General features: G+C 38.2%; 11 protein-coding genes. 10 read left to right on the top strand and 1 reads right to left on the bottom strand.

Annotation, left to right across the window (positions count from 1 at the left end; genetic code table 11):
* Positions 1-44 precede the first annotated feature (44 nt).
* The 6 genes from HMPREF2810_RS09300 (at position 45) to HMPREF2810_RS09275 (ending at position 7,133) form a co-directional block, all read left to right on the top strand.
* The gene (locus HMPREF2810_RS09300; protein WP_002379155.1) at positions 45-1,055 is read left to right on the top strand and encodes a sugar kinase; all 1,011 of its coding nucleotides are present in this window, start codon (positions 45-47) and stop codon (positions 1,053-1,055) included.
* A 93-nt stretch (positions 1,056-1,148) separates the two neighbouring features.
* Entirely contained in the window at positions 1,149-2,177 is a 1,029-nt protein-coding gene (locus tag HMPREF2810_RS09295) for a DNA topoisomerase IV subunit B family protein (protein WP_002363239.1), read from the top strand.
* A complete protein-coding gene (locus tag HMPREF2810_RS09290; RefSeq protein WP_002379156.1) occupies positions 2,174-2,620 on the top strand; it encodes a YaiI/YqxD family protein in 447 nt (148 codons plus the stop codon). The genes HMPREF2810_RS09295 and HMPREF2810_RS09290 overlap by 4 nt, the downstream gene beginning before the upstream one ends.
* A 140-nt stretch (positions 2,621-2,760) precedes the next feature.
* Positions 2,761-3,831 carry a D-alanine--D-alanine ligase gene (locus HMPREF2810_RS09285; RefSeq protein ID WP_002379157.1) on the top strand — a complete coding sequence of 357 codons (1,071 nt, stop codon included), beginning with the start codon at positions 2,761-2,763 and terminating at the stop codon, positions 3,829-3,831.
* A gap of 78 nt (positions 3,832-3,909) precedes the next feature.
* Positions 3,910-5,283 carry a UDP-N-acetylmuramoyl-tripeptide--D-alanyl-D-alanine ligase gene (murF, locus tag HMPREF2810_RS09280; RefSeq protein ID WP_002355722.1) on the top strand — a complete coding sequence of 458 codons (1,374 nt, stop codon included), beginning with the start codon at positions 3,910-3,912 and terminating at the stop codon, positions 5,281-5,283.
* Between the two features lie 302 nt (positions 5,284-5,585).
* Positions 5,586-7,133, top strand: coding sequence for a degradosome RNA helicase CshA (locus HMPREF2810_RS09275; protein ID WP_002355724.1), 1,548 nt, complete (start codon positions 5,586-5,588; stop codon positions 7,131-7,133).
* Positions 7,134-7,193: 60 nt separating this feature from the next.
* On the opposite strand, the gene HMPREF2810_RS16245 is transcribed toward HMPREF2810_RS09275, so the two are convergent.
* A complete protein-coding gene (locus tag HMPREF2810_RS16245) occupies positions 7,194-7,460 on the bottom strand; it encodes a hypothetical protein (protein WP_002379158.1) in 267 nt (88 codons plus the stop codon).
* A 304-nt stretch (positions 7,461-7,764) separates the two neighbouring features.
* On the opposite strand from HMPREF2810_RS16245, the gene acpS reads away from it, so the two are divergent.
* From acpS to HMPREF2810_RS09250, 4 genes are all read left to right on the top strand, one after another.
* The gene (gene acpS / locus HMPREF2810_RS09265; protein WP_002379159.1) at positions 7,765-8,118 is read left to right on the top strand and encodes a holo-ACP synthase; all 354 of its coding nucleotides are present in this window, start codon (positions 7,765-7,767) and stop codon (positions 8,116-8,118) included.
* A 29-nt stretch (positions 8,119-8,147) separates the two neighbouring features.
* Positions 8,148-9,263 (top strand): alanine racemase, encoded by a 1,116-nt coding sequence (gene alr, locus HMPREF2810_RS09260; RefSeq protein ID WP_002355728.1) that lies wholly within the window; start codon positions 8,148-8,150, stop codon positions 9,261-9,263.
* A gap of 15 nt (positions 9,264-9,278) precedes the next feature.
* Positions 9,279-9,656: a type II toxin-antitoxin system PemK/MazF family toxin gene (locus HMPREF2810_RS09255; RefSeq protein ID WP_002355729.1), complete on the top strand. Its 378-nt coding sequence runs from the start codon at positions 9,279-9,281 to the stop codon at positions 9,654-9,656.
* A 319-nt stretch (positions 9,657-9,975) separates the two neighbouring features.
* Complete coding sequence (locus tag HMPREF2810_RS09250) at positions 9,976-10,671, top strand: hypothetical protein (RefSeq protein ID WP_002378072.1); 696 nt, start codon at positions 9,976-9,978, stop codon at positions 10,669-10,671.
* The last annotated feature ends 5 nt before the right edge of the window (positions 10,672-10,676 follow it).

Raw genomic sequence — 10,676 nt, 5'->3', positions numbered from 1 at the left:
TACTAACCATGATGAAAAACACATTGAATAAGTAGGTGGCAAAGATGAAAATTGCTGCGTTTGGTGAAGTCATGCTTCGTTTCACTCCGCCAGAGTATCTAATGTTAGAACAAACAGAGCAGTTAAGAATGAACTTTGTAGGGACTGGCGTAAATCTCTTAGCAAATTTGGCTCATTTTCAACTAGAAACAGCATTGATTACGAAATTACCTGCCAATCGTCTTGGTGAAGCTGGCAAAGCAGCGCTAAGGAAGTTAGGAATTTCAGATCAATGGGTAGGAGAAAAGGGCGATCATATTGGTAGTTTTTTTGCAGAAATGGGTTATGGAATCCGCCCCACACAAGTAACTTATCAAAATCGCCATCAGAGTGCTTTTGGCATCAGCGAGGCGAAGGACTACGATTTTGAGGCCTTTTTAGCGGAAGTAGATATGGTGCATATTTGTGGTATTTCGTTAAGTTTAACTGAAAAAACTCGTGATGCTGCTTTGATACTTGCTCAAAAGGCGCATGCCTATCAAAAGAAAGTTTGTTTTGACTTTAATTATCGACCTAGTTTGAATACAGCAAATAGCGCACTCTTTATGCGTCAACAGTACGAACGCATTTTACCTTATTGTGATATTGTTTTTGGCAGTCGACGTGATTTGGTCGAGCTATTGGGTTTCATTCCGCGAGAAGATTTAGAAGGTGAGGCACAAGAAACTGAACTGATTCAGCGTTTCATGTCTCAATACAATTTGGAATGGTTTGCTGGGACAACGAGAAGTCATTCCCAAAATCAAAACTACTTAAGTGGGTATTTATATACCCAAAATGAGTACCAACAGAGTGAAAAAAGACCGCTTCTTAATCTTGATCGAATTGGTGCTGGTGATGCTTATGCGGCGGGGATTTTATATGGCTATAGCCAAAATTGGTCGTTAGAAAAGGCAGTTACCTTTGCCACAGTCAATGGGGTCCTTGCACATACGATTCAAGGAGATATTCCTTTGACAACGGTCAAACAAGTGAATCACGTTCTTGAGCATCCGAATATTGATTTAATTCGTTAAAGAAGAAAACCAGAAGAAAAGTCGTGTGTGGCTTTTCTTCTGGTCTTTTTTTCATTATAATTAAAAGAAACAGATTGCAAAGGAGGCAGCAGGATGAGTGTTGCACATCTTTTAACAGTTTTAGAAAATGATGAATTTATTGAACGGATTCAAAAACGACCAGAAGCGTTCATTGGAACGACTGGCTTAGTCGGCTTAGAGAATTTACTTGTTCAGACAATTAACGGTTTATTAGAGTTTTTCATTGAAAAGAATCAAGGGAAAATTGCTATACAGTTATCGCGTCAACAAATCTCTTTTCAGGTATCTTCCACACGACCGCTTGTTTTTGAACAAAAGCAAGTCGATTTAGAACCACCTTTTCTGTATTTATCTGTTTTACAAGCCTTCTCAAAACAAGTAGGGATCAGTATCGATCAAGAAAAACAGCGAACTATTTTTATTTACCATCAAGGGCAATTGAAAAAACGATTATTATTACCTATTGAAGAAACCCAGGAACGAATTGAAGTCTTGTTTTGGCCAGATACGCAAATTTTTGGTACAGAATCACTTTCTTATATGCGTGTTTTACAACAATGTCAACAGATTGCCATGTTGAATCCAGGCTTAAAGATTCTCTTAACACAAGAAGAGGAACAAAAAAATCTTTGTTATTACCCTAAAGGTTTAAGTAATTATTTATTTGAAAAAGATAACCCATTAACTAGAAAAGCTGCACCGATTATTCAAGCCAAGCAAACAGAATTGGCCCTTGTTCAATTTATTTTGAGTAAAAATCATGCGCCGCAAGTGCAAAAAACATTTGTTAATGGGCATTATCCCAGTCTTGGTGGAACCCACTATGAGGGCTTTCTTGATGGTGTAGTGGCCGCCTTTAATCAATTTTTAGAGGAGCAACATTATTCATTATCTGTGACAGCAGATAGTTTTTTAGCAGAATTTGATTTTGTTTTAGCCATTACGATACCAAAGCCCCGCTACACTGATGCAACGAAAACCATTTTAAGAAATACAGAGTTATATGAAGTGGTTAAAGAAGTCGTTTTTGACGAATTACAACACTATTTTCAACGTCATCCCAAATGGTTAGAGCAAGGAAGAATCGAGGGAAATGAATGAAAATTTTTGTCGATGGCGATGGTTCACCTGTGAAAGAGACGGTTATTGAAGTCGCTGTAGAGAAAGCTTTGGATGTGGTGATTGTTACTAGTGTAGATCATTATTCCTTAAAAGATTATCCAGAAAATGTCTCTTTTGTGTATGTTGATAAAGGAGCGGATGCTGCTGATTTTAAAATTGTGCAGTTAATAAAAAAAGGGGATCTTTTAATTACACAAGATTATGGCTTAGCTTCCTTGGTTTTGCCAAAAGGAGTGTTGGTTTTACATCAACTGGGTTATCAATATACGAAAGAAAATATTGATGGCTTGTTAGAACAACGCTATTTTAGTGGCCAAATTCGGCGAAAAGGTGGCCGAACGAAAGGACCTAAACCTTTTACAGACCAAGATAGAACAACGTTTAAACAAGCCCTTATTGAGCTGGTGAAACGGAGTCTTTAGCAAGGAAAAGGCAAGCAAAGAATTTTTCCTTCACTAAATTTGCTTCTATTATGAAACTGGGTTTTATGCTAAAATAAGTAAGGATAATTTGAAAAATAATTTTTTCTAAAAGACAGGAAAGAAACTAGGAGGACAAGCATTTGAAGATTATTTTGTTGTATGGCGGCAGAAGTGAAGAGCACGATGTGTCTGTTTTGTCTGCATATTCCGTTTTAAATGCAATCTATTATAAATATTATCAAGTACAGTTAGTCTTTATTAGTAAAGACGGTCAATGGGTAAAAGGCCCTCTTTTATCTGAACGACCACAAAATAAAGAAGTTTTACATTTAACTTGGGCACAAACACCTGAAGAAACAGGCGAATTTTCAGGAAAACGAATCAGTCCTTCGGAAATTTATGAAGAAGAAGCGATTGTTTTCCCTGTTTTACATGGGCCAAATGGTGAAGATGGAACAATTCAAGGATTCATGGAAACCATTAATATGCCTTATGTAGGCGCGGGTGTCTTAGCTAGTGCTAACGCAATGGACAAAATCATGACGAAATATCTTTTACAAACTGTTGGCATTCCACAAGTACCATTCGTGCCAGTTTTAAGAAGTGACTGGAAAGGAAATCCAAAAGAAGTCTTTGAAAAATGTGAAGGTTCTTTAATTTATCCGGTCTTTGTTAAACCTGCCAATATGGGTTCTAGTGTCGGAATTAGCAAAGTGGAAAATCGTGAAGAATTGCAAGAAGCATTGGAAGAAGCTTTCCGTTATGATGCCCGAGCAATTGTTGAACAAGGGATCGAAGCACGTGAAATTGAAGTAGCCATTTTAGGAAATGAAGATGTCCGTACGACTTTACCTGGTGAAGTGGTGAAAGATGTCGCTTTCTATGATTATGATGCAAAATACATCAATAACACGATTGAAATGCAAATCCCAGCGCATGTTCCAGAAGAAGTAGCTCATCAAGCGCAAGAATACGCTAAAAAAGCGTATATTATGTTAGATGGAAGTGGCTTAAGTCGCTGTGATTTCTTCTTAACAAGCAAAAACGAATTATTCCTGAATGAATTGAACACCATGCCTGGTTTTACTGACTTTAGTATGTATCCTTTACTGTGGGAAAATATGGGCTTGAAATACAGTGATTTAATTGAGGAACTGATTCAGTTAGCTTTGAATCGTTTTAAACAACGCCAAGAATTTTATAATAACTAAGAAGAAAAAATCACACAAGACTGGGACATGACAAGACTTTGGCATGTCCCAGTCCCTGTGTCAGAGGAGCAAAACATAATGAAATTAACCTTCTGGGAAGTAGCGCAAGCGGTTGAAGCCAGTAATGATTGGCAACAATGGCCTGATTTTCCTTTAACAGGCATTGAATTTGATAGTCGTAAAATTGTGAAAGGAAATCTCTTTGTTCCTTTACAAGGTGAAAATGATGGTCATCGTTTTATTGAGAGTGCCATGGCTAATGGCTGTCAGGCCGCTTTTTGGGGACAGGATTTAGTCGATGCGCCGCAACAATTGCCTGTTTTGCATGTTACTGATCCACTGGTTGCTATGCAAAAATTAGCTACCTATTATTTAAATAAAATGCAACCGAATGTCATCGCTGTGACTGGCAGTAATGGAAAAACTACCACTAAAGATTTAATTGCTGCTGTGTTATCTGAAAAGTTTGTGACTTACAAAACGCAAGGCAATTACAATAATCAAATTGGCTTACCCTATACTATTTTACACATGCCTGATGAAACAGAAAAACTGATTTTAGAAATGGGCATGGATCATGCTCAGGAAATTTCTTTCCTTTCCAATCTGGCTCAGCCAGAAGTTGCTGCCATCACAATGATTGGCGAAGCCCATGTGGAAAATTTAGGCTCACGAGCAGGCATTGCACAAGCAAAAATGGAAATCGTAGATGGTTTAGCCAAAGACGGTAGTTTATTTGTGCCAAGCGATGAACCTTTGCTAGAACCATTGGTGGAAAAAGTCACGCAACAAGTGATTACTTTTGGTTTTAGCCAGGAAAGTCAACTTCAAGGAATCGTCACAAATGAAGCCAAAGAGCAAACCTCATTCAAAATCAGTGATACACAAATGACGTTTACGATTCCAGTGCCAGGAACCTATAATGTCACCAATGCATTAATCGCAATTGGCATTGGTCGTTATTTCCAATTAACGGATAGTGAGATTCAAAAAGGCTTGGCTACAGCGGAACTAACAAAGAATCGGACAGAATGGCTGAAAGCAGCGAATGGTGCCGAAATTTTAAGTGATGTGTACAATGCCAATCCGACAGCTATGGGTCTTGTTCTGGACAGTTTTAGCAAAATGTCCAAAGTAGGAAAACGAATTGCTGTTTTAGGAGACATGCTGGAATTAGGTCCTGATTCTGCTGCCATGCATCAAGCAATGGCGCAGCATTTAGCCCCAGATGCGATTGAAGAAGTCTTTTTATATGGTTCTGAAATGGCTTATTTAGCTGATAAATTGCAAGAAACCTATGCACCAGCTAACATTCATTCTTTTAAAAAAGAAGAAAAAAATGAGTTGATTGAAGCTGTCAAAAAAGTCTTACAGCCAGAAGACATGGTGGTTTTAAAGGGAAGTAACGGGATGGGACTTCGTGAAGTCATCGATGCACTTTTGGAAAAGTAAATAAGTTTCATAAAACTTGCTGAAAATGGGATTCTATGATAGAATGACCTATTGCCGGAAGATGACGAGAAAAATTGAATCGTAGTAAATAAAATAGATCTATTTCTATGTTTAATAATAAATGTGAAGCTGAACGACCACGTTTGGCTTTTCTAATGCCATAAGGTGAATTTTTCGGTGAAATCAGGAAAGAAGAAATAGTTGGCACACTATAATGGATTTCTTTTTAACAACTGAAAGTGAAGACACCTGAAACTAGGAAGAAATCGTTCTTTCCGAAACAAAATCTAGGAGGATATCATTTGAAATTTAAAGAACTTGGTTTAGCGCCAGAATTATTATCAGCGGTAGAACGCGCAGGCTTCGAGGAAGCAACCCCTATTCAATCAGAAACAATTCCGTTAGCGTTAGCAGGAAAAGACGTAATCGGACAAGCACAAACAGGAACAGGGAAAACCGCTGCTTTTGGCTTACCAATGCTTAACAAAATTGACGCAGACAATCGCGTTATTCAAGGATTAGTCATTGCACCAACCCGTGAGTTGGCTATCCAAACACAAGAAGAGTTATTCCGTTTAGGCCGCGATAAAAAGATTCGCGTCCAAGCCGTTTACGGTGGGGCTGATATCGGTCGCCAAATCCGTGGACTAAAAGATCGTCCACATATCGTTGTAGGTACACCAGGACGTTTACTAGATCATATTAATCGTCGTACCTTGAAATTAGAAACTGTTGAAACATTAGTTTTAGACGAAGCAGATGAAATGTTAAACATGGGCTTCTTGGAAGACATTGAAAAAATCATCTCACAAGTGCCAGAACAACGTCAAACACTTCTATTTTCAGCAACTATGCCGCCAGCAATCAAGAATATTGGCGTGAAATTCATGAAACAACCAGAACATGTGAAGATTAAAGCCAAAGAAATGACGGCTGATTTAATTGATCAATATTATGTACGTTCAAAAGACTTTGAAAAATTTGACATTATGACACGTTTACTAGACGTGCAAACCCCAGAATTGACCATTGTCTTTGGTCGGACAAAACGCCGTGTTGATGAACTTGCCCGCGGGTTAGAAGCGCGTGGTTACAAAGCAGAAGGCATCCATGGCGACCTATCACAACAAAAACGGATGAGCGTTTTACGTTCATTCAAAAATGGTAACTTAGATATCTTAGTGGCAACAGATGTAGCAGCACGTGGGTTAGATATTTCAGGTGTCACTCATGTCTATAACTACGATATTCCACAAGATCCAGAAAGTTATGTTCACCGTATTGGTCGGACAGGTCGTGCTGGTAAAGGCGGTATGTCTGTGACGTTTGTAACACCAAACGAAATGGGTTACTTACATGTCATCGAAAACCTAACGAAAAAACGGATGACACCATTACGTCCACCAACCGAAAAAGAAGCATTTAAAGGACAATTAAGTGCAGCTGTTGAAACCATCGAAAGTGATCTAGAAGAAAATGGTTTAGACAAATATCTAGAATCTGCTGAAGCGTTATTAGAAAAATATTCAGCGACAGACTTAGCTGCGTTATTATTAAAAACAGTAGCGAAAGATCCAGCAGATGCGGTTCCTGTAAAAATTACCCCAGAACGACCATTGCCTTCAAATAAAAAAGGCTTTAACAAAAATGGCCGTGGTGGTGGCGGTGGGAACAACCGTAATCGCAACCGTGGTGGCAATGGTAAAGGTGGCAGCTATCGTGGCAACAAAAACCATAAAGATGGCGACCGTAATTACAAAAATAGCGACCGCAAAAATAAAGATCAACGTGGCGGCAAACGTCATAACGATAAAAAACGTGGTTTCGTCATTCGCGAAAACGCCAAATAATCAAAAGAGCGAGTGTTCCGTCTATGAACGGAACACTCGCTCTTTTTTGGTAGATAATCGTTAAATAGAAAAACTTAAAAAAAGTAAAAAAGGCATCAAAATGATATAGAAAAAGAAAAACGCCAAAATTATCCAAGTTTTCAACGGGGAAGTTAGATTGAAAAGCTTCAGTTTTTGTTGTAGCAAATGAATGGTTAGAATCCAAACCAGTTGCAAGAGAAAAAATAGGCTGGGATTTTTAAAGAAGATTGGAAATATGTAGAGCAACAAAGTAAAAATAAATAGGGCGCAACGAAGTAACTTTTTTTGCCGAGAAGTTAAAGTCATACATTTTTCTCCTTTTTCTTTTTATTCTCCCATAAGTAGCCAAAATTTGCTATAAAATATCAGAACATCCGCTTAGTTTCCTGATTTTTTTCCGATACTTCTTAGTTGTTGTCTTACTTTTATAAAAATTCAGAAAAATTTTATAAAAATGTAAATAGGAAGAAAACGTATGGTACTTCAATTTGTGTGAGGATCTTGTAAAACATTCTTTATTTTTTTAGCGAATCAGTGGAAAAATTTTGAAATTTTGTTAAAATGAAAGGTAATTCGGAGTAACTATATTAAATAGGAAGTAAGGCGGAAAATGATAAAGGGAATTGGTATTGACGCAGTAGAATTAAGTCGGATAAAACCGATTGTTGAAAAACAAGGATCGTTTATTCAACGGGTTTTAACACCTAACGAATTGACCCTTTTTGAAAAGTTATCTACAAAACGTCAAATAGAATTTTTAGCTGGTCGTTTTGCTTGTAAAGAAGCGTTTTCTAAAGCATGGGGCACAGGGATTGGCAAGGTTGGTTTACAAGATATTGAGGTGCTGACTGAAAAAACAGGTGCACCATACGTAGCAAACTCGCCCCATAATGGTAAAGTGTTTGTCTCGATTACGCACACAGAAACTATGGCGATTGCACAAATTGTTTTAGAAAGCGAATAATAGAAGCAACGAAGAAAGAAGGATGTACAATGGTCGTTGGATGGCATCGTCCTACACGGTTACATATCGATACGCAAGCAATTACTGAAAATGTCCAAAAGGAATGTCAACGTTTGCCAGAAGGAACCGCTTTATTTGCGGTTGTAAAAGCGAACGGCTATGGGCATGGCGCCGTAGAATCCGCCAAAGCGGCGAAAAAAGGTGGCGCGACAGGTTTTTGTGTCGCCTTATTGGATGAAGCAATTGAATTGAGAGAAGCAGGTGTTCAGGACCCCATTTTAATTTTGAGTGTGGTAGACTTAGCTTATGTGCCTTTGTTGATTCAATATGATTTGTCTGTAACGGTAGCTACACAAGAATGGTTAGAAGCTGCTCTTCAACAACTAACGCCTGAGAGTAACACGCCATTACGTGTTCACTTAAAAGTCGATACTGGCATGGGACGGATTGGTTTTTTAACCCCGGAAGAGACTAAGCAAGCAGTGCGGTTTGTTCAATCCCACAAAGAATTTTTATGGGAAGGGATTTTTACTCATTTTTCAACAGCTGATGAAATCGATACAAGCTATTTTGAAAAACAAGCAGGGCGTTTTAAGGCTGTTCTAGCAGTTTTAGAAGAGTTACCTCGGTATGTCCATGTTAGCAATAGTGCGACAGCGTTATGGCATCCTGATGTGCCAGGAAACATGATTCGCTATGGGGTAGCCATGTATGGATTGAACCCTTCAGGTAATAAGCTGGCCCCAAGCTATGCGTTAAAGCCGGCCTTACGGTTGACCAGTGAACTCATCCATGTAAAACGCTTAGCGGCTGGTGAAGGGATTGGCTATGGCGAAACCTACGTAACTGAAGCTGAAGAATGGATTGGGACAGTGCCAATCGGCTATGCAGATGGCTGGTTGCGTCATCTCCAAGGATTTACAGTGCTCGTGAATGGTAAGCGTTGCGAAATCGTCGGACGAGTGTGTATGGATCAATGTATGATTCGTTTAGCAGAAGAAGTTCCTGTCGGCTCAGTCGTTACATTAGTTGGAAAAGATGGCAATGAAGAAAATACGTTACAAATGGTAGCCGAAAAATTAGAAACCATTCATTATGAAGTTGCATGTACTTTCTCACAAAGAATCCCCAGAGAATATAACTAGATAGGAGGTTCCACTATGGTCAAACGCGGAGATATTTATTTTGCAGACCTTTCCCCAGTAGTGGGCTCGGAACAAGGTGGCGTCAGACCTGTCCTTGTTGTCCAAAATAACTTAGGTAATCATTTTAGCCCAACGATTATCGTTGCGGCGATCACAGCCAAAATGGCAAAGCCAAAATTGCCAACACATATCGGGATTAATTCTGATGAAACAGGCATTGAAAAAGATTCAGTGATTCTTTTAGAGCAGATTCGAACAATCGATAAGGGCCGCTTGAAAGAAAAAGTTTGTCATTTGAGACTTGATATTATGGAAGAAGTTGATCGTGCCTTAGGCATCAGTGTTGGACTTAGTAGCGATTCAGCCCCAGCAAAAGCAAATTCAGCTACATAAAGAACGATAGCTACTATGAAATCAACAAAGACTAATTGGATTTTTTAAAAAGCGACTGATCTAGTTCGGTTCGCTAAACATAGTTTGAGTAAAAGCGAGAGAGATGGCCAAGTGGCATCTCTCTTTTTTTTGTTTTATATTTTAAAAATTAAAATATAAATATAAAATATAAAATTTTATCACTGTATTTTAAATAAAGTTGTTGGCAAGGCTCAAACGGAATGTTACAATCAATACTATATAGAGTTTTTAAAGAGCGTAACAGGTGATTTTACAAGTTTTGATTGTCGAGCGATGACATAAAGGAGATTATATTTGTATGATGATTGTTGTACTTTTAATGAGTAGTTGCTTATTTTTATTTGTAAGCTATCAATTGTATTTGCGATTACTTGTCGAAAAACTGGATTCAGAGGACCGGACATTAAAGAGGAAAATAAATTTCTATAAGTATCAGAAAAATAGTCGTTTAATGATTTATTTATTGTTTAGTGTTTGTCTACTTAGCGTATTATTGTTAGGAATTGTTTATACATATTATCAATTAAATCAACGAAATATCCGCATGGAACAACGGATCGAGCGTTTGGCACAGGGCCAAGCTACTCAAGGTGACAAAATAAAAAAACAAGCGATTAAAAAAACAGCCTTAAATCAGTTTCCCTGGAAGCAAGCTGTTTCGGCAGAATCGGCCGCTGTCTTGACTAATTATGAATTACAATTAGCGCGTGAATGGCGTCCTTACCTCGGAGAGACGAGTATCACAATGATTAGAAGTGAAAAAACACAAACCTTGACACTGTCTGTTTTTTCAGTTGGCTTAAGTTACCATGAATTTCAAACAGGCCAAGACAATATTGTAGCACTTATTGCAGCGTTGAATTCAGTTAAAGAAATTACCATGATTGATTTTAATTTTACTTATCGAGATCAAGAGCAAACCCTTGTCAAATCCATTGATACGTATGCTCGTGAGACGTTGGAAACAAATTTGGAGCCTGTCGTGATTAGTTAAAAGGA

This window comes from Enterococcus sp. HMSC078F03, assembly GCF_001811595.1.
GTDB lineage: Bacteria > Bacillota > Bacilli > Lactobacillales > Enterococcaceae > Enterococcus > Enterococcus faecalis.
This window is presented reverse-complemented; position numbering and strand designations above follow the sequence as displayed.

Coding starts and splice junctions, on each gene's coding strand:
- HMPREF2810_RS09300 (WP_002379155.1), top strand. CDS start 45: ATGAAAATTGCTGCGTTTGGTGAAGTCATGCTTCGTTTCACTCCGCCA.
- HMPREF2810_RS09295 (WP_002363239.1), top strand. CDS start 1,149: ATGAGTGTTGCACATCTTTTAACAGTTTTAGAAAATGATGAATTTATT.
- HMPREF2810_RS09290 (WP_002379156.1), top strand. CDS start 2,174: ATGAAAATTTTTGTCGATGGCGATGGTTCACCTGTGAAAGAGACGGTT.
- murF (WP_002355722.1), top strand. CDS start 3,910: ATGAAATTAACCTTCTGGGAAGTAGCGCAAGCGGTTGAAGCCAGTAAT.
- HMPREF2810_RS16245 (WP_002379158.1), bottom strand. CDS start 7,460: ATGACTTTAACTTCTCGGCAAAAAAAGTTACTTCGTTGCGCCCTATTT.
- acpS (WP_002379159.1), top strand. CDS start 7,765: ATGATAAAGGGAATTGGTATTGACGCAGTAGAATTAAGTCGGATAAAA.
- alr (WP_002355728.1), top strand. CDS start 8,148: ATGGTCGTTGGATGGCATCGTCCTACACGGTTACATATCGATACGCAA.
- HMPREF2810_RS09255 (WP_002355729.1), top strand. CDS start 9,279: ATGGTCAAACGCGGAGATATTTATTTTGCAGACCTTTCCCCAGTAGTG.
- HMPREF2810_RS09250 (WP_002378072.1), top strand. CDS start 9,976: ATGATGATTGTTGTACTTTTAATGAGTAGTTGCTTATTTTTATTTGTA.